General features: G+C 35.6%; 11 protein-coding genes and 1 riboswitch. Of the genes, 7 read left to right on the forward strand and 4 right to left on the reverse strand.

The window, feature by feature from the left end; genetic code table 11:
* Positions 1–32: 32 nt before the first annotated feature.
* From QP953_RS01535 to QP953_RS01545, 3 genes are all read left to right on the forward strand, one after another.
* Complete coding sequence (locus QP953_RS01535) at positions 33–998, forward strand: transketolase family protein (protein ID WP_052598029.1); 966 nt, start codon at positions 33–35, stop codon at positions 996–998.
* Between the two features lie 154 nt (positions 999–1152).
* Entirely contained in the window at positions 1153–2304 is a 1152-nt protein-coding gene (locus QP953_RS01540) for a serine hydrolase domain-containing protein (protein WP_309553740.1), read from the forward strand.
* 327 nt (positions 2305–2631) lie between these two features.
* Complete coding sequence (locus QP953_RS01545; RefSeq protein ID WP_052598031.1) at positions 2632–3438, forward strand: M48 family metalloprotease; 807 nt, start codon at positions 2632–2634, stop codon at positions 3436–3438.
* A gap of 201 nt (positions 3439–3639) precedes the next feature.
* On the opposite strand, the gene QP953_RS01550 is transcribed toward QP953_RS01545, so the two are convergent.
* Positions 3640–5055: a tetratricopeptide repeat protein gene (locus QP953_RS01550; protein WP_052598032.1), complete on the reverse strand. Its 1416-nt coding sequence runs from the start codon at positions 5053–5055 to the stop codon at positions 3640–3642.
* A gap of 329 nt (positions 5056–5384) precedes the next feature.
* Here QP953_RS01550 and QP953_RS01555 point away from each other — a divergent pair, with 329 nt between their 5' ends.
* Positions 5385–8483 carry a M1 family metallopeptidase gene (locus QP953_RS01555; RefSeq protein WP_309553741.1) on the forward strand — a complete coding sequence of 1033 codons (3099 nt, stop codon included), beginning with the start codon at positions 5385–5387 and terminating at the stop codon, positions 8481–8483.
* A 148-nt stretch (positions 8484–8631) separates the two neighbouring features.
* On the forward strand, positions 8632–9144 hold the full coding sequence (locus QP953_RS01560; RefSeq protein ID WP_156039809.1) for a hypothetical protein: 513 nt from the start codon (positions 8632–8634) through the stop codon (positions 9142–9144).
* Positions 9145–9354: 210 nt separating this feature from the next.
* On the opposite strand, the gene QP953_RS01565 is transcribed toward QP953_RS01560, so the two are convergent.
* The 3 genes from QP953_RS01565 to QP953_RS01575 all read right to left on the reverse strand — a co-directional run bounded on the left by QP953_RS01565 (position 9355) and on the right by QP953_RS01575 (position 12711).
* Positions 9355–10599 (reverse strand): homoserine dehydrogenase, encoded by a 1245-nt coding sequence (locus QP953_RS01565; protein ID WP_309553742.1) that lies wholly within the window; start codon positions 10597–10599, stop codon positions 9355–9357.
* Positions 10600–10768: 169 nt separating this feature from the next.
* Positions 10769–10881, reverse strand: a riboswitch (SAM riboswitch).
* A 176-nt stretch (positions 10882–11057) separates the two neighbouring features.
* Complete coding sequence (locus QP953_RS01570; RefSeq protein WP_052598036.1) at positions 11058–11759, reverse strand: ATP-binding cassette domain-containing protein; 702 nt, start codon at positions 11757–11759, stop codon at positions 11058–11060.
* Positions 11752–12711, reverse strand: a complete 960-nt coding sequence (locus tag QP953_RS01575) for a hypothetical protein (protein WP_309553743.1) — start codon at positions 12709–12711, stop codon at positions 11752–11754. The genes QP953_RS01570 and QP953_RS01575 overlap by 8 nt, the downstream gene beginning before the upstream one ends.
* A gap of 458 nt (positions 12712–13169) precedes the next feature.
* Here QP953_RS01575 and QP953_RS01580 point away from each other — a divergent pair, with 458 nt between their 5' ends.
* Positions 13170–15701, forward strand: coding sequence for a VPS10 domain-containing protein (locus QP953_RS01580; RefSeq protein WP_052598038.1), 2532 nt, complete (start codon positions 13170–13172; stop codon positions 15699–15701).
* A gap of 226 nt (positions 15702–15927) precedes the next feature.
* Positions 15928–20541: an MG2 domain-containing protein gene (locus QP953_RS01585; protein ID WP_309553744.1), complete on the forward strand. Its 4614-nt coding sequence runs from the start codon at positions 15928–15930 to the stop codon at positions 20539–20541.
* Positions 20542–20557: the final 16 nt, after the last annotated feature.

The raw sequence follows: 20557 nt of genomic DNA on the forward strand, positions 1-20557 counted from the left end.
AGTTATTACTTCTAAACTTAAAATTAAAAACAATGCTTAAAGATATTATAAGTACAGGCAAGAAAGCAACTAGAGATGGCTTTGGTGATGGTTTGTACGAAGCTGGTCAAAAAAATCCTAATGTAGTGGCGCTTTGTGCAGATTTAGTAGGGTCACTCAAAATGAATAAATTTATTGATGAGAACCCTGAGCGTTTCTTCCAAATGGGGATTTCAGAAGCCAATATGATGGGCGTTGCTGCTGGTTTGGCAACAGGTGGAAAAATTCCTTACACAGGTACATTTGCCAATTTCTCAACGGCTCGTGTTTTTGACCAAGTGCGCCAGTCGATTGCTTATTCTGATAAAAATGTAAAAATTTGTGCTTCTCATGCTGGACTGACGTTGGGAGAGGATGGTGCTACTCATCAGACCTTGGAAGATGTGGGAATGATGAAAATGTTGCCTGGTATGACTGTCATTAATCCTTGCGATTATCACCAAACCAAAGCAGCAACCGTAGCAATTGCTGAGCATCATGGTCCTGTTTATCTTCGTTTTGGGCGCCCAAGTTGGCCTATGTTTACAGAAAATATGCCTTTTGAAATAGGAAAGGCGTTGACATTAAATGAAGGGACAGACGTTACTATTTTTGCAACAGGGCATTTGGTGTGGAAGGCTGTGGAAGCTGCCAAACAACTAGAGGAAGAAGGTATTAGTTGTGAACTGATTAATATTCATACGATTAAGCCTTTGGATCAAGATGCTGTCCTAAAATCAGCAGCGAAAACAAAATGTGTCGTTGTTGCTGAAGAACACAATATTATAGGTGGATTAGGAGAAAGTGTTGCTCGTGTATTGGCTCAAAAACAACCAACGTTGATGGAGTTTGTCGCAGTAAATGACACCTTTGGAGAAAGTGGAAAGGTACCTGATTTGATTGCTAAGTATGGATTGGATACGGTTGATGTTGTTAAAGCCGTTAAAAAAGTACTAGAAAGAAAAGCTGAAAATGCGTAGTATCAATTTATTATAAAATAAAACGGTCTTCTTCTTATTAGAGGAGTGATAGACTATCCTTATTATTTTTAGCATCGTTATACTATTTGAGAGGAGTTGTTATAGTATAGTGATAATAAAGGTAATAAGGATTTTTTTTATTAATAAAGGACCTATGTTTTGTAAGAGAATAACGCTTTTCTATTGTATGTTGTTTTTTGTTGGGTGTAAAGATGCTCTTGTAAAACCCATTCGTTATAAAGGGGGCGATCTACATCCGCAACCTTCCAAGTATATTTTTCCCGATACGAGCAACTATAGACTTCATCAGCAAGTTTCATCTGTTGTGAAAACAATCTTAGATAGAGAAGCTAAAGACATTATGGGTAGGCAAGCGATAACGGGGCTTTCGGCTGCTATGTTTATTCCCAATCAAGGAATTTGGCAAATTGATACAGGTTTTATTTCTAAACCTAACAATGTTTTGATTGATCACCTTTCGGTTTTTTATTGGGCAAGTGTCGCTAAACTCGTGACAAGTACTGTTGTTTACCAATTGGTTGCAGAACAGAAATTAAAACTCAGTTCACCTCTTCAAAATTGGTATCCGAATATTCAAAATTCGAATCAGATAACCATTGAGCATTTATTAAATCACACCAACGGTATTTATAGTTTTAATAGTGATTCATCATTGCACTTTAGTCAGCAGCTTCATAGCCCAACAGAGTTGTTGAACATAGCATTGTCCAAGGAATCATTATTTCAACCTGGCGAATACTGGGCATATACCAATACTGGGTATTTATTACTTGCATTGATTGTAGAGCAAATCGAAAATAAATCCTTTCAGGAGATTGTTAAAGATAGAATTGCAAGACCAGAACAATTATCTTCTTTACGAGTATTGAACTTGGGAGAATTACCTAACAATTTAGCTTTGGCACATTATAATAACACAACAATTACCACGGAATATTCTGTACCTTTGGGGGCAGGAAATATAGTTGCTAATTCAAAGGATATGGTTTTATTTTTCTATGCCTTATTAGTAGGTAAGTATCTGCCGATAGAGACCGTACATGGGATGTTGGCAAATTTGTATCCTATGTTTAATGATGGAATGTACTATGGCAATGGAATTATGTTGTACGATTTTGATAAAATCAATGGAAGTAGCCAAGAATGGATAGGACATAGTGGAGGAACCGAAAACTACAAAGCTGTTTTGGCTTATGATACTAATACAGGAGTAATTTGTGCCGTATCTGTCAATCAGAACATTTCAGCTGAGGCAATTGCATTTATTTTAATGAAAGCATTATAATGCATATAACTAGAGGAACTATGAGCTTAAAATCTCATTTTGGAATGGTTTTTTTATGGAAAAAATGTTACCTTATGAAAAAAAACGAGAGGTTCTATTTACCTACTAAAGCCTCTTAAACCATTACCAATAATACTTTTTGGCAAGATAAGTGTTTAAATTGGCAACAATAGACGCCTTTTTTAAGTTAAAATAATAGACATTAGCAATTATTTTGAGGTAGAATAGAATGTGAAATCTTGCTCTAAGGTTGTTTTTAGAAGCACTCTATTCATTAACAATAACTTATTTGTAAACAATATTTACACAAACAAATCCATAAATATAATGACAAGATTAAGAAATTTATTTGCTCTGCTATTATTTGTGGCTGTGTTCCACACGGCTTGTGATCGCCCGATTAATGTATTCACGGTAAGTCAAGACAAGCAATTAGGAGCACAATTGGAACAAGAGATAGCTTCTAACCCTACAGAGTACCCTTTATTGGATGAAACGCAATATGCAACAGCTTATACTTATTTGTTGGCAATGCGCGATGAAATTTTGGCATCGCCAGAAGTAAAATTCAAAGATGAGTTTGAATGGAAATTAAAGATCATTAATGATGATAGCGTTTTGAATGCTTTCTGTGCTCCTGGGGGATATATCTATGTGTATACTGGATTGATGAAATATTTGGATAAAGTAGATCATTTAGCAGGGGTATTAGCACATGAAATTGCACATGCAGATCAACGCCACTCAACGGCTAGTATGACAGAGCAGTATGGACTTGAAACATTAATTGCAATTGCTAGTAATAATGCAACCGCAGCACAATTGGGACAAGTAGCAGGAAGTTTGGCACAATTAGGTTTTAGCCGTGCTCATGAAACAGACGCTGACGAACATTCTGTTGATTATTTACACAGCACTAAGTATGCTTGTAATGGAGCGGCAGGATTCTTTGCTAAGCTAATAGCACAAGGACAAACTTCTGGAACACCTGCTTTTTTGAGTACACACCCTGATCCAGGAAATCGTGTTACTAAAATTAATGAACGTGCAACAGAACTAGGTTGTTCAACTACATTATATCATGATAATGGCGATCAAGGTGCCTATGCAGCAATGTTAGCAACATTGCCATAGATAACTACCTGATCTTAGGCACTTATACCTAAAAAATCGTTCTACTATAAGACTATGGTAGAACGATTTTTTTATTTGGATGCAGATATTTATTGAATACTTCTTCTATTCTTTTTGGTCATTAGAGCAAGTACGCTAGACTTGTAACATAAAAAAGCCACTTGAGTAGAGCAAAGTGGCTTTCAATCTAAAATTTATAATCTAAGACTCGTTTTTATACTGCAATATGAACGAAGTTACACTAGCGTCATCTGCCAATCTGGGAGCAATTTGATAAATATAGGTATGCATATTATAATCCTCCATAAGTGCTTGCCCTAAAACAACAAAACCTTCTTGACGTTGACCAGACTCAATAAGCACAGCAGCTAACGCAAAATCCAACAAAATGTCTTCGATATACTGTCTTGCTTCGTCAAGCATTTCAATGGCAACAGCATAGCTTTCTTCATCAATCAAGAACTCTATGTAATGAATCCAAATGCTAACCTCTTTAGGTTCAATGGCGAGTGCCTTGTGGTAAAACTCATGCGCTTTGTCTGAATTTTCTAAAGCATCATAAGTATCTGCTAGAGAAAGACAAAATTCTTCATTAAACTTATCTACAGCATAGGCTTGTAAGAAAGCTTTTTCTGCCAAATACCACTCATCTTCCTCTATATAACAGTTGCCAATGCTATGATAAACACGTCCATTTAAACTATTGTATTGCAAGGTTTGTGTATAGTAACTTCTTGCTTTTTCATAATTTCCTTGATGTTCGTAGCACTGTCCCAAACGATACCAAATTTCTGGATCTGCATCAAACAAATCCAAGTATTCGGAAAGGTAGCGCATGGCTGCATCAAATTGTTCTAATCCAATTAAACAATCAATGTAATAATGATAAGCAGGTTCAAAGCGCTCATTGATAACAATGGCATAATCAAAGGCTTCGGCGGCTTTTTCGATCAAACCAACATATAAGTAAGCTAACCCTAAATTATACCAAGCCCAATAAGAATATGGGTTCTGATTGATAAAATTCAGATGAAATGTAATGGCATCGCCATAATCTTTGGTTTGATCATAGATACCCGAAATACGACTCAATGCAATTTCATTGTTAGGATCTTTGCGAAGCGCTAATTTTAGATATTTAAGCGCATTATCATAATCTTTTTTTGTTTCATAAATTGTAGATTCTAAAACATAAAGATCGCCCAATTCTTCCCTACTAGCATATTCTTTAGCTTTTTGAATGACTCTGATAGCGTTATCTTGGTCAAACATACGCATATAGATATCTGCTTGGGTCAAGTAAATGTCCAAATCAGAAGGCTCATAAATAACCGCAGCTTCTAAAGCTTCAAAAGCTTGGTCATATCGCTCTTGTTCTGAAAGAATTTGAGCTTTTCTGACATATAAAGACGCAGAGTAGGGATGTTGATTCATTGCGTGATTTAGAGCTACTAAAGCACGCTTAAAGTCATTTCCTTCCTCGTAATAATCCGATAACATCAAGAAACTATCTACCTCTAAAAAAGAGATACCACCTTCTTTTAGCATACCTTCATATCGCTGAACCAGCAATTTCAAATCTGGTTGATGCTCTCCATCATAATCATGTGCTTCCATCTAAAGTTGTTTGGGTTCAAAATAGCACTTAGATAAGTACCTCTTTCTTTAAAGATACAAATAAAAAAGACAATAGTCAAGGCTTGTTTGTCACCGTATTGTTTATATTTTGTGCCATCCCTATTTCTTTTTTAATAGAATTTCTACAAAAATCACCATACTTTTTAAGTCAGGTTAATTGTAGATAAACTGTATCTTTATTATTAATTCAAACCTTGTACCATTAGTTCTCTCCAAAGCACTTTTGACAAAAATTTAAAAGTTGTAGTTTAGCTTTTAGTAGCATCTACCTATGGTATTATTTTATAATTTTTATAACAATCGCTCCTATGTATCACAATAAAAAAGTAAAACCCTACCTTAATTTAGTTTTGTTAATGGTGTTGATGTTTAATGATTTATCGGCACAAAATGTTGATTATTTTCAGCAAGAAGTCAACTACAAAATTGCGGTGGAATTAGACGATATCAATCATGTTTTGACTGGAAATATCGAAATAGAGTATACCAATAATTCACCTGACAGTTTGTCTTACTTGTATTTCCATTTATGGCCCAATGCTTACAAAAATCAACAAACAGCCTTTGCCAAACAGTTATTAAATAGTGGTCGTTTGGATTTTCATTTTAGCAAAAAAGAGGACAGGGGATTTATTGACAAGCTTGAGTTTTCATGCAATGGAGAACCTATTGATTGGAAGGAAGATTTTTTAAATCCAGATATAACAAAGCTTCATTTACCCCAAACATTAAAACCCAAAGAAACAATTATAATCAAAACGCCTTTTAGAGTTGTTATTCCTAGCGATTTTTCTAGGTTAGGGCATGTTGGTCAGGCTTATATGATTTGTCAATGGTACCCCAAACCAGCGGTATACGACAAAGATGGCTGGCATCCTATGCCTTATTTGAGTCAAGGAGAGTTTTATTCAGAATTTGGTTCTTTTGATGTCTCTATTACGCTTCCGGAAAATTATATTGTCGGTGCAACAGGAGATTTACAAACAGCATCAGAAAAAGAATTTTTAGCCGAACAAGTAGCGGCATCAAAAAAAGAAGATTATCAAAGTATATTTTATGGCAATATTTATGGCAATATTCCTTTCCCTCCATCTAGTGATAAGAAAAAAACGATTCGTTATACTGTTGATAATGTACATGATTTTGCTTGGTTTGCCGACAAACGGTATCACGTACAACACGATAGTGTACAGCTGTCATCTGGGCGTGTAGTGCAGACTTATACCATGTTTACAGACCAAGAATCTGATCTTTGGGACAAAAAAGCATTGGAATATACCAATAGAGCTGTGAAGTTTTATTCTGATATCGTAGGAGAGTATCCTTATAATTCTGTGACGGTTGTTCAGGGGGATTATGAGGGGAGAGATATGGAATATCCAATGGTAACCGTTATTGGTTTGGCTTCCTTCCCTTCTGGTTTAGATAATGTGATTACACACGAAGTAGGGCACAATTGGTTTTATGGGATATTGGGTAGCAATGAACGAGACCACCCGTGGATGGACGAAGGTTGGAATTCGTATATGGACTCTAGATATATGTCTGCGCATTACGATTATTATACCACTAAGATAGAGTACTTGGCTTATTTGCATGAGGCTAAAAAACACGAGGACCAGCCCATAGAGAGTCGTTCACAAGATTTATCTTTTATCAATTATTATATCTGTGGATATGCCAAACCTACGTTGTCTTTTCGTTACTTACAAGAGTATCTAGGAACGGAAGAATTGGATAGAATACTTAAAAAGTATTTTGAAACATGGAAATTTAAACATCCTAGTCCTAGTGATTTGAGAGCTGTATTTGAGGCAGAGAGTACCAAAAAGTTAGATTGGTTTTTTGATAATGTCATCAATACCACTCGCCATATTGATTACGCTTCTACGGGACATCGTTGCTGTAGTAAACATGATAAGGCTTCTGTAACAATTAAAAATAAAGGACAAATTGCAGCTCCAGTTTCTGTATCCGCCCTTGATGAGGAAGACAATATATTGGAAAAAATATGGATAGAGCCATTGGCTATGGGAGCAGATACAACTGTAGAGTTGGTATCAAAAAATGCTGTTGCTTATAAGATTGATGCCGAGGAGGCAATGCCAGAAATTAATCGCAATAATAATGAAATTAGAAACTATGGTTTGTTCCGAAAGGGAGAACCTGTTCGTATACAGTTTTTGGCTGATTTCAAAGATCCGAATAAACCAAGAATCAACTGGTTGCCTTTGTTAGGGTTTAACTTATACGATGGCGTAATGATAGGAGGAGCGGTATACAATTTACCCATACCCAAACCAGAATGGGAATATAGTGTTGTGCCGTTCTTTTCAACATTTACCTTATCAGCAACAGGTATGGGAGAGTTGAAACACAATAGCTATATCAAAACACATCGCTTTTCGCATGGGCTAACGTTTAAAACATTTCACAAACGCTTGAAACGCTATACCGATGAACGTCCTTATGCTTATAAAGAACGATTTTATAAAATTGCCCCTTATCTAGAGTTTGAGTTAGGAAAAAGCTCAGATATTAGCAAAGAACGACATCGGTTCCGTTTTGAACACGCTTTTATTGTAGAAGAAAGTGGTCAAATTAATAGCATTCGAGATACGTTAACCAATAGTTTTACCTATGAGTTTTTAGGAAAAGTAGCAACGTGGAGAAGTACACATCGTCTAAGTCATTATTATACCAACAAACAAGCTCAAGCACCATTAAGTTTATTAACAACCTTAGAATATGCGAACTATGATGATGTTATAGATGGGAGGCAGCATTATTTAAAATTAAGTTTGGAAGCTAATTTCAAATTTATGTATAGTCGTTTGTGGGGAGTTGATCTAAGGATATTTACAGGTGGTTTTTTGATGCATACTGATCGCCGTTTTGGTAAATTCCCGTTGTTGCTAATAGCAGGAAATCGTACGGACTATCATTACGATGATCATATTATGGGGCGCCAAGAAACAGAAAATGTTTTGGCACAACAAATTTCTCTTAGAGAAGGAGGTTTTAAAACAGCAATTGAGCCGATTATAGGGGCAGGGGCAAGTAATACCTTTATTTTCTCTATGAATTTGAAATCAGACATTCCAATCAAATTACCATTCAGAACTAGGTTTATCCGATTAAAACCTTTTTTGGATATAGGATACCATCATATTTCTGACGGCTCTATACCGAATCCTAGTTTGATGGATGGTTTGATGATAAGTGGTGGATTGATGTTGGATATTTGGGATGGTGCTGCGGGGATTTACTTGCCATTATTTGGGACTGATTCTATTGAAAATAAAATTAAATCATTTACAGGAAATGAATTTTATCGTCGTATTACATTCAGTTTCAATTTGAGTAGACTAAAGCCTAGTAGAGTGGTAGAGGAATTTGACTTTTAGAAAAAAGTGGCACAATACAGTATTTTTATAAAATAGCTGCTGAATGGGGTGGTTAATTTTTTAATAAAATTGTTGTACCTTAGTCTATTAGTAATACGATCAAAATGTACCCCACCATTATATTTAATCATTAAAATAAGCTTAAAAAATGAAATCATTTATCGCTACACTTCTATTAATGGCAGCTATGATTGTGACCGCCAATGCTCAATTTCCAGATTATGTCAAGGTTTTGGACGTAGAATTAAATAAAACAAAAACCGTTAAAGGAGATTTGTCAGAAGGTCGTTTTATTGATTTGCGTTTTGGTATGCGTGGTTCTGTAAGTTGTTTTACAGAAGCTCAAAAACGATACTTTAGCGGACATCATCGTTTGTATGCGTTTGAAGTGCCAGCCAATACAAAAGTTCTAGTAGAAGTAAGTACCAACAACGATATGAGTTTGTATGGGTACATGATTGATGCCCAACGTTTTGATGTGCCTCCGTATTTAGAAAATGTATCTAAGTCAGGATGTCAGTCAAGTGCAAAACCATCAGGAGAGTTGGATCGTATCATGATGAAGGCAGGTTCTGTAAAAACGCATGTTATTGTGGCTGTAACGGGATTGGATGAGAATAGCACTGGAGCATATACCTTAAAAATAACAACTCGCCAATAAAAAAAATACAGAACCATCTTCAGTTACCACAGCTGAAGATGGGTTCTGTATACTAACTAACTAACTAACTAACTAACTAATTTGGCAAATACGTATTTTTTAAAAGGAATGAATTGACATCCAAAGAGAACGAATCGATGGATTTCTAATCCATTCCCATGAGCATGTTTGAAGAACTTTAACCGAAACTTCAACCTTGCTCTTTTTATTTTAAGCGGATTCTAAAACCGCATCCTTATTTTGTTCAGCAACGTCATGTATTGCTTCTCCTACAATAGATTTGAGCACAATAGAAATAGTAGGATTTAACGCCCATTCTTCCTGTAACAACTGCTCTAAATAAACAGTGCCGATGACATAGTTGTACGATTTCGATTCAAATCGTTGATTAATAGATTCAAAATCACCCCATTGGACAACATTTTTATCTTGATAGCGGACATAAACTTCTAAGAGTTGTTTGGTAGAATAAGTGACAACTGTATTTTGATGGAGTTTTTTATACTCATATTTGTACCCATAGGTCAACGCACTAATATCGGATAAAACAGCAGAGCCCGTAGGATCGCTTCCTGCTCCTTTTCCTCCAAAAAACTGTTGATTGGCAAAGGCAGATTCTAGGACGATTCCGTTGAATTCATTATGCACATTGGTAAGAGGATTATCTGCCGATACAAAAGTCGGTATTACAAAGGCAGATATGTGTTGTCCTTGTTTTTGTCCATGCACAACTAGTTTAATATTTTGATTGTTTTGAGAGGCATAATTTACATCTTGATCACTCAAATTTTGGATGCCAATGTTCAAAATATTTTCAGGGCGAACAAGCAAACCAAAAGCATGTAATAGAGTAATACAGAGTTTATACTTAGCATCAAAGCCTCCAACATCCAAACTTGGGTCTGACTCTGCAAAACCTTTGTCTTGAGCTTCTTTTAATGCAACCTCAAAATCAAGCCCATCATGGCGCATTTTGGATAAGATATAATTAGTAGAACCATTAAAAATACCCGAAACAGAACTTAATAAATCATTATCATAATACTCCTCTAAATTGCGAATAATAGGTATACTTCCACAGACAGAACCTTCGTAAAGGAGAGGTGTTTCGTGTTTGCTTTGCAAAAATAGAAGTTCTTCTAAGTGTTCAGCAATTAGCTTTTTATTGGCACTAACGACAGCTTTGCCTTTAATTAAAGCTTCTTTGACAATATGATATGCCGCATCAGAATCATCAATTAGTTCAACAACCACATCAATATTGGGGTTGTCTAGTATGTCTGAAGGATTGGTGGTGAAAAAGGAAGCATCTAAAGAACGTTTCTTATTGGGATGTTTGATACAAATTTTTTCAATCGTTGCATTGATTCCTTTTGTTTGGGAAAGGACATTGTGTAAGCCCTGACCAACACAACCGAATCCAAAAATGCCTAATTTTAATATCGTATTACTCATGTCGTTTTTCTTTTCTCAGTTTGTTATTAAATTAAAATTCATATTCATTACTTACCGAGAAAATGTCAAGAAGATCATTATTTTAGATGTGCGCACCATCAAAAAAAACGCTCTCCTAGACAAGTGCTAGAAGAGCGTTTTATAAAATTTATATGATGCTCTAAATTGCAACTTATCTATCTCTTATAATAAAATTATAGAGAAGGATGTGGCACCTTTCCCAAAATGGGTAGGTTGCCAAGGTTTCGCAGGGCCTATTCCCTCCACCTTTCTTGATAAGAATGTATAAAGATGTTATTCTTTATATTTTGAATTGAACTTTCTGTTTTTGTTGACACAAAGATAGAGCAAAATAAACTATAAATCCAAGTAAAACTTTTTTTATTAACGTTTTGTTAACATTTTTGAGTTTATTTTGATATGAAATTTTAAACATTAAGTTGTTGATTAAGAGTTGTTTAGTTTTGTTTGTTTTTGTCCAAGGAATTTAGAACATTGGCTACGTCTTGTTGCACTAATTCTTTAACTAGAAACTGTAATTCGCTAAAATCCTCTTTCAAATAGGTTCGAGCAAATTGGCCATTTTTTAAATAACTTACTTTATCACAACAATCTGTCAAAGAATGAATAATATGAGATGAAAGTAAAATCAAACGCCCTTTTTGGCGTAAATGCTCTAGTATCTGAATGATTTTTTCATTGCTTTCGATATCCACTCCATTAAAAGGTTCATCCAAAATTAGGATGGGCTTATCTTGCGCCAAAACTCCCATAAAAACCAATTTCTTTTTCATGCCTGTAGAATAGTTTTCTATCAATTGGTGAAGGGGTAACTCAAAGATTTGATTCCAATGGAAAGGATCGAAAGCAGGATTTTGTTTTCTCATTAGTTCAAGGTACTCTATTCCTTTCATGTAAGGATAAAAATAAGTATGGGTTTGCATAAAGGCAACTTGGCTGCTGTTGACCCATTCTTCTTGGTACAGGCACTCGCCACTATCAATGGATTTTATTCCATAAATACTATTAAAAAAAGTGCTTTTACCTGCTCCGTTCATGCCTAATATGCCATGAATTTCTCCAGAATGAAACTGAATGTTTAAAGCATTTAGAATGCAATCTTTTTGGTAAGAAACGGTTAAATTTTTTATATTAAGCATAGTGATAAATTAAATTTTCTTTGGCTTTTTTCCAAAAGCGAATAATCATAAGAACAGGAATTGGCCACAAAAAGGGAATGGTCCAGCAGCCTACAAAAATAGCCAAAGGAAGGCTATTGTGTAACTTGTATTGGTGAAAGCTATAACTTTTGTATTTCATGACAATAGAAAAAGTGATGATTAATTGAGCAATAATAGCAACAATCAACAACGCAATTAAGTGCTTGGGATAAGGATTGAATAGAGCAAAGAGTAAGTAATGAGGAAGCATCAAAAAGTTGAAAATTACTAAACTGCCTATCGTCTTTTTTTCTAATAATTTTTTGTCATAATTGACGGCTAATAATAAATCTTTGTGTTCAAAAAATTGGAAAAAAGTTGTTGCTCCTAATGCCATTAATAACACAAAAATAGGAGTGGTGATAGGATAAAAACTAAATCCTAACCCCAGCATGTATATCAGAATAAATGTAAAGGCACTTTTACGCAATCCAGTACGCCATTCAAACAACTCAATAGGTATCCATTCAAACGAAAAAACAGGAAGCCCTTTTTTGTTGATTCCTTTGTGATAAGGTGGTTTTATAAAGGATAAAATAAGAAGACCAAATGATAGAATAATCAAGTTTTGCCATTTCCCCCAGAGAATAAAGGTAAAAATGAAAAAGCTATTTGCGATAAAATAGTCTAAACTGAAAAAAATAGCAATAGGAATGGTCAGTTGCTCTAAGAAAAAACGGTCTTTGCGATTCCAATGTGTTCCTACCCAAGAGAAAAGAAGAACAAGTGCAATTCCTCCATTTTGACTGGTTAAAACTAATTGTAAGACTCCCAAAATAGCAACAAATAAGATGGGGGCAAGGAGGATTAGGTGTCCAATGCCAATGTCTTTGAGGATTCTAAATATTTGTTTAACTCGAAAGTTAAGGTATTGATGAATAATCGGTAACATATACAAAAGGCGTTCAGTGTTATTGGTTTGTAGTTACGAATTAAAGAAGACTTTTTTAGAGCAGAATAATTTTAACATAGCTTAACTATATTTTTAGTTAAACGAATCGAGTTCATCGACGAATGGACTAAAAATCAGACTTTATGGACAAGAAAATAATGATAGTAGGTGTATGCTTAAAATGTATTTTAAGTTGAAATGAATATTGATGATAATTTGTTGGTATTTATTTGTTTGTGTGTTTTTGTTGCTTGTTTAAAAGTAAATAATTGTTGTTTTTTTTGTGGAAAGATGTTTAAAGGTATTCATACTTTAGTTATAATACTTTGTCGTTAAGGTACTTTTTGATGGTCAAAGAATACAAGTGTTGTTAACTATTTATCCACCACACAACTCCACAGCATTAATATCTTAATTGATGGGAGATACCTATACTTCCTTTTTATAAACGTTCCAATATGAAAAAAAAACAATTATTCGCGATTGCATTGAGTTGTATTATATTCAATCTTAGCGCTCAAAATTCTGATTTACACGAATGGCGACATCTTCAAAATCAAGGTGAAAATTTTTATACCATCCAACAACAGATGGAGACAAAGTATGAAGGAAAATCTAGCAAAAAGCAGGCTGTTAATTATAGTCAATCATACAAGCAATATAAGCGTTGGGAATATTATTGGCAAAGTAGAATAGATGAAAAAGGTAACTTTGTATCTGCACAGAGAACCTTGGAAGAAGCAAATAAATTAAAACAAAAGCCAACATTAAGGTCTACTACTTCCAATTGGTCTATTGTTGGTCCAATCACGGTGCCAACGTCTTCTATAGATGCTTATGGTGGAATGGGACGCATTAATTGCGTTGCATGGGAGGTAGGGAATACGAATCATTTATATGTCGGTTCACCTAGTGGAGGGTTGTGGAAGTCCATTAATGGCGGCGTTTCTTGGATTCCATTAACAGATAACCAAATTACTTTAGGAGTCAGTGATGTAGTTGTTAGTCATGCTAATGCCAATGTAATCTATTTAGCAACAGGAGATGCTGATGGTCAACAAAACGCTTCTGTTGGAGTTTTGAAATCGGTAGATGGTGGAAATAGTTGGAACCAAACAGGGCTAGTGTTTCAAAAGCCTGTTATTGCCCAAACTGCCCGTATGGTTCAACATCCTATTGATGCTAATACATTGTTGGTCACTGCTACCGATGGAATTTATAAAACAATAGATGGAGGTGATAATTGGCTTACAGTAAGTAATCAACCCGCTAGAGATATAGAATATGATCCCAACAACCCAATGGTTCTGTATGCATCGGGATTAGGAGTGATCTTAAAGTCTATTGATGGAGGTGATAATTGGTTGGATATTAGTCCTAGTATGATTGTTGGTGTAAAAATAGAGTTGGCCTTGACTCAAGCCAATAGTAATTATATTTTAGCATTGGATGATGAAGGTACATTGATGGCAAGTAATAATGCAGGTGCTACTTGGAGTCTTATGAATACTTTTTCAGCGAATGGTTTTACTTCACAAGGTGGTTATAATCTATCGCTAGCAATTGCTCCTATTAATCAAAGTTTGATTATGGCAGGAGGTGTAAATGGATGGAGAAGTACCGATGGAGGGGCTACTTGGGAAAAGTACTTAGATGGCTACTGGTCAAGTGGAGAGCCTTATTTTTACGTCCATTCTGATCACCATATTTTCAAATTTTTGCCTAATTCTACTATAATGCTAACAGGTAATGATGGTGGATTGCACAGAGGAGACGCAGCACTTTCTACTCCTTGGGTTGATTTGTCTTCGGGATTAGCAATTACACAATATTATGGTTTAGGTGCCGACCCCATCAATAATGATGTAATTTTAGCGGGAGCCCAAGATAATGATGCTGGACAATTTGATGGAACAACATGGTTTAATAGAGCTGGTCCTTCTGATGGAATAGAAGGTTTGATAGATCCAACGAACCCAACAATGGTTCAATATGCTTCTACTCAGGCAGGAGGGTTACTTAGAACGGATGATGGTTGGGCGACAGATTCTGTTTTGAGTATTCCAGCATCAGATTGTGGGTTTGTATGGCCTATGCAACTAGATCCTATTAACTCTACAACTATTTATGCGGGGTGTGATGAAATTTACAAATCAATAGATAAGGGGGATACATGGACGTCTATTACAAACGGAATCTCTAGTGGTGGGCTATATGTTGACTTCTCTCTTGCTCCATCCAATCCAAGTGTTATTTATGCCGTATATGATGCGAATAGTTTAATAGGGACGACAAATGGAGGAACGACGTGGTCGCCAATTACTTCTCCTATTATGACAGGGCAGATATCAGGAATAGCAATTGCTCCAACAAATCCACAAAAAATATGGATTACGTATGCTGGCTACGCAGCTACAGATAAAGTCTTTGTTTCGTCAAATGGAGGACAAACTTGGACAAATATAACGGGAACATTACCCAATATACCTGTCACTTGCATTATTGCTCAATCTGGTTCTATTAGTGAAGATATTTATATAGGTACAGACTTGGGCGTTTTTCACAAGAACAATACATTATCAAACTGGCAATCATATAATACAGGTTTACCTAATGTTATTGTCAATGATTTAGAAATTACTTACAGTACGGGTAAACTTAGAGCAGCTACCTTTGGTCGAGGAGTTTGGGAAAGTGATTTGAATTCAGTTGCTTCTTCTACTGCTTCAACAAATGCTAATACTTTTGATTGGCAGGTTAGCCCAAACCCAACTCATGGAATTGTGCAATTAAATCTTAATAGTCAAGATAGAGAAAAGAGCTATCAACTTACAATTTATAACCTAATAGGAGGTGTTGTCTATCATCGATCTGATTTGAAGTCAGGAAAATATAGCATAGATTTAAGTTCGTATAGCAGTGGTGTTTATATGCTAACATTGGGAACAAAAGAGGCAATACAAACCCAAAAAGTTTCTCTTGTAAGGTAAGACATTGCAAAACAAGTAGTCAACAAAAATCAAGTATTATGAGCTGTCTATTAATTAGGCAGCTCATTTTTTATTTAAATGATTTTTTTAGACTGGCTGTTATTGGAAAAAAATATAGACAAAAATTATTTTTATTTTTAATGCCTATCTTATTGAAGTGGGCTTAATACACCATTTAAAGCCAAATTTGCATCTTACAAGTAAGATGAACAATAAAAAAATGGATATGAAACAGTTGATACTTTGTTGTTTAATTTGCTTGTATTGCCAATCTATAAAAGCTCAAATAGTAGAATCTATACAGCAAAAATATACAACTTACGATAGTATAAATACACAGGAAAAGGTTTATGTACAAACAGATAGAACATTCTATGCTCCCAATGAGGAAATCTGGTGGAATGTTTTTGTGACCAATGCTAAAAATGCTCCTAGTACGCTAAGTGAACAAGTTTATGCGGAGTTGTATAGTCCGAATGGTACAAAGTCGGATGCTTTAATTTTGAAAAATAAGGGAGGGTATGCTCAAGGATACTTTAAGTTAAAACCAGATGCGGTAGGAGGTATTTACAAACTACGTGTGTATACCTATTGGATGCAGAATTTTGGAGAAGAGAACTATTTTGAGAAGGAGTTAACCGTTCAGAAAACGGTTTTACCAGAGGTATTAATGCAGCTAGATTTTGAACGAGAAGCCTATGGGGCAGGTGATGAGGTTGTGGCAATTTTTAAGGCAAAAACAAAGGATAATAAGGCATTAGCACACAAAAAACTCACTTATACCGTTCAACTAAACGGACAACTTGTTACGAATCAAACAGCTACAACAGACGATAATGGGAAGGCTCTTTTATCATATAAATTGCCAGATAAACTGACGGAAACCAATAATTTGATAAATGTGCAATTTGATGAGAGTGGATTAACAGAGTCTATTACTCGGTCGGCACCTATTGTCTTAAATAATTTAGATATACAACTATTGCCAGAGGGAGGAACGGTAGTTGCCAATCAAAAGAATAGAATTGCCATCAAGGTATTGAATGAGTTTGGTCAGCCTGCTGATATTAAAGGCGAAATTGTCAATAAATCAGGAAATGTAATTCAGGAGTTTAGTACTTTTCATCAAGGAATGGGGGCTTTTGAATTGGTGCCCGAAAAGAATGAAAATTATATGCTGAGAGTTACCCAACCAGTAGGCATCCGTCAAACGTGGAAAGTTCCATCTGTAGAGACAGATCGATTGGGTATTTTTGTTAAAAAACAACAGGATCAAAGAATAGAATTTGACCTTTATAGTCCCAAAGAACAGCGTGTTTTTGTCGTAGCTCAACAACAAGGTAACTTAATTTATACCCAAGAAATAAAAGCCGTAAAAGGAGCGAATACAGTTGCTTTTTCTACCGAGGATTTTCCAATGGGGATCGTTCAACTAACTGTTGTAGATGAAAAAGAACGTGTTCATGCTGAGCGATTGGTATTTGTTAATGCACAACGAAAACTAAAGGTTCATATTTCAACCAACAAAGAAGATTATTTGCCTAGAGAAAAGGTGGTCGTAGATATTTGGGCTAAAGATGAAACTGGACGAGGCGTACAAGGAAATTTTTCGATGGCGGTTGTAGATGACAAACAGCACACTTTTGCAGATGATAAGCAGGATAATATTCTGTCTTATTTATTGATGAGTTCAGAATTAAAAGGAGAAATTTATGAACCTAATTTTTATTTTGATCCTAAAAATGAGAAAGCCGCCGCCGCTTTAGATTATGTTTTGTTGACACATGGTTGGCGGCGATTTGAGTGGCAAACTATCTTAGAAGAGTCCAATCGCATGACGATCCGTTACCCCATTTTGGCAAATGAAATTTCGGGGTATGTGAAAATTGGAGATCAATTGGGTAAGAAACAAACTATATTTTTATCTGAAGGGCAAGCACGTTATACCAAAAAAAAGGCATTGGCAACGACACAAACAGATGACAACGGTTTTTTTACATTTAAAAATGTTACAGTTAGTTTCCCTGCTTTTTTATCGACCACTTATCATGGAGAATACCAGTCCATTCGAATCAATCAATATTCAAAACCAGGATTGAGTTGGGAACGTACGGTGCCTGGTATTTACCACGATCAAATTGTCAACCAAGGTTATTATAAAAAGAAAGAAGATGGAAAATTATATGATCGATACAATCAACAAGTTGACGTGGTTAATAGTGATATTGTAAGTGAAGATGGTCGCTTGGTTACTACTTCCAAAAATTTTAAGATTGTTGATGGTCTTATCAAAACTAAACATAACTATACCGTACGAATAGATGAAGAAGGGTATGTTTTTTCAAACGAAGGAAGATTGAGCAAAGCACCTGTCAATGTCAATTCTAAAATAGTACAAAAGACAGTAGGTAATAAACGGAGTAGCCCAATTGTTATGGATAGTATTTCATATACTGTTCCTCAAAATCGTTCATTGGATTGGGATAGACGTAGAAATGCCGATAAATATACAGAAAGGATAGAGCTGAGCACTAGTGGTTTGACCTCTGAACGAGCGCTTGCTAGTGTTATGCTTTCGACAGAATCGGTCGTTGTAGAAGCCTCCAACATAGAGATAATGAATAGTGGTAGGAATAATCGGTACAATGTAACGCCATCTTTTCAAGAGGAACTAATAAGCCCTAGTGTGTATTTGATTCAAGTTGCGCCTAAAAATCTTCAATATAAAAGTATCCCTAGGTTTTATCAGCCTAACTACAGTGATAAAAGAGGAACTCCTGAACGAACTGATTTTAGAAAGACAATTTACTGGAATCCGAGTATTCAGACCAATAAAAATGGCAAAGCTTCTTTGAGCTATTATAACTCCGATGAGGTAACTACCTTCCGAATCCTTTTGGAAGGAAATAATGCAGAAGGACAACTAGTGCACGAAGAACATACTTATTCTACCTCTTTACCATTTAATATTGTAACAAAGATACCTAGTGTGTTGAGTTTTGGAGATACAGTACGCATGCCAATTGTGCTTCAAAATAATAGTTCTAAAACAGTTGCTGGAGCGCTAAAGATAGAAGTACCTTCGTTTTTAAATGTTTTGGAAATGCCTTCTAAAAATATCTCTATTGCTGCGGACACACAACAGGTGGTTCATTTGCTTTATCAAGTGAGATTTGAACAAGGAAAAGCGCCTATTTATATAAGTTTTGAATCTGATGGTCTAAACGATTTTATCACTCAAACCGTTGAGACAACAGCCAAAGGTTTTCCTGTAGATTTTGTTATGGCTGGGCAAGAACTAGAGCAAGTAGATACGTTTGTTTTGAGGGATGTTTATGAAGGTTCGTTGACCTCAACGTTAAAGTTTTACCCAGATATTTTAGAAGGGTTGATGGATGGTGTAGAGAGTATTTTGAACTCTCCTAGTGGCTGTTTTGAACAGGTATCTTCTAGCAATTACCCCAATATTTTGGCTTTGCAGTTGATGCAACAAACAGGAGTGTTAAAAGTAGGTGTGCGCCAAAAAGCATTGGAATACCTTCAAACAGGTTACCATAAATTAGCAGCTTATGAAATTAATGGAGGTGGTTTTGAATGGTATGGTCGAGCACCTGCACACGAAGGCTTGACGGCCTATGGTTTGGTACAGTTCAAAGATATGCAAGAGGTGTACGAGGTTGAGGCAGGTATTATAGAACGGACCAAAAACTACTTGTTGAGTCGAAGAAATGGAAAAGGCGGCTTTGAGCAAAATGTAGGCAAGTATGGATTTAGTGGAAACAAACCTGCTTTATTTAATGCTTATATTACTTGGGCGTTGTCAGAAGTTAATACAAAAGGAATTCACAAAGAAGTGGAGGCAATGACTAGAGAAGCTATTGCAAGTGAAGATTTGTATCGAATGAGTTTAGCGGCATTGACCCATTTTAACATTGGAAATCAAGAACGAGCTGAAAACCTACTGAAAAACATTCAAAATATGATTCTAAAACTTGGGCTAGAAAATGTTTTCGCAGAGTCAACCGTAACTTATTCTTATGGAAAGGCATTGAACATAGAAACACTTTCTTTTGCTGCCTTAGCTATGTTGAGGTCTGAACATCGAAATGAAGCATTAATAGTAAAAATTGTAGAGTACCTATTGAGCAAACGCCAATACGGTCGTTTTGGCTCTACTCAATCAACCGTCATGGCATTAAAAGCGTTGAGTGCTTATACGAGTAGTGTTCTCAAACAACAGGAAGACAAATCGATACAAGTGGAGATCAATGGCAAGGTTGTATGGAAGGACTTGTATCGCAAACATCAAAAAGGAAACTTACTAGTAACCGATCTGCATCAATATTTTGTAGAAGGACAGAATATTGTGGCGGTTAAGTTTGATGCTGCTACTCAAGGATTACCCTATAGCTTTGATGTTTCATGGACTTCCCAAACACCTGAAAGTGCTGCCGAATGTCCTTTGATGATCACCAGTACTTTTGATAAAAAAGAAGCTAAAGTAGGAGAAACAGTACGTTTGGATGTGACTGTTCAAAACTCCAACAACGAAGCGGTGCCTTCTACAATGGCCTGGATTGGTATTCCCGCAGGTTTGTCTGTTCAAGCTTGGCAATTAAAAGATTTGCAAGAAAAACAACAATTTGCTTTTTATGAATTGAAAGATAATTATTTAATATTGTATTATAGAGAATTGGATGGTCAAGAAACAAAAACGCTTTCCTTAGATTTAAAAACAGAAGTTCCAGGACACTATACCGCACCAGCTAATACGACATATTTGTACTATGGAGATGAATATAAGTATTGGTTAGAAGGGGCTAGTATTCAGGTAAATTAGTTGGGTTATCACCTCC

This window comes from Aureispira sp. CCB-E, assembly GCF_031326345.1.
In the GTDB taxonomy this organism is placed as follows: Bacteria; Bacteroidota; Bacteroidia; order Chitinophagales; family Saprospiraceae; genus Aureispira.

Bases quoted from the DNA above. Each gene is read 5' to 3' on its own strand.
- QP953_RS01580 (WP_052598038.1), top strand. From the start codon at position 13,170: ATGAAAAAAAAACAATTATTCGCGATTGCATTGAGTTGTATTATATTC.
- QP953_RS01565 (WP_309553742.1), bottom strand. From the start codon at position 10,599: ATGAGTAATACGATATTAAAATTAGGCATTTTTGGATTCGGTTGTGTT.
- QP953_RS01585 (WP_309553744.1), top strand. From the start codon at position 15,928: ATGAAACAGTTGATACTTTGTTGTTTAATTTGCTTGTATTGCCAATCT.
- QP953_RS01575 (WP_309553743.1), bottom strand. From the start codon at position 12,711: ATGTTACCGATTATTCATCAATACCTTAACTTTCGAGTTAAACAAATA.
- QP953_RS01555 (WP_309553741.1), top strand. From the start codon at position 5,385: ATGTATCACAATAAAAAAGTAAAACCCTACCTTAATTTAGTTTTGTTA.
- QP953_RS01570 (WP_052598036.1), bottom strand. From the start codon at position 11,759: ATGCTTAATATAAAAAATTTAACCGTTTCTTACCAAAAAGATTGCATT.
- QP953_RS01540 (WP_309553740.1), top strand. From the start codon at position 1,153: ATGTTTTGTAAGAGAATAACGCTTTTCTATTGTATGTTGTTTTTTGTT.
- QP953_RS01535 (WP_052598029.1), top strand. From the start codon at position 33: ATGCTTAAAGATATTATAAGTACAGGCAAGAAAGCAACTAGAGATGGC.
- QP953_RS01550 (WP_052598032.1), bottom strand. From the start codon at position 5,055: ATGGAAGCACATGATTATGATGGAGAGCATCAACCAGATTTGAAATTG.
- QP953_RS01545 (WP_052598031.1), top strand. From the start codon at position 2,632: ATGACAAGATTAAGAAATTTATTTGCTCTGCTATTATTTGTGGCTGTG.
- QP953_RS01560 (WP_156039809.1), top strand. From the start codon at position 8,632: ATGAAATCATTTATCGCTACACTTCTATTAATGGCAGCTATGATTGTG.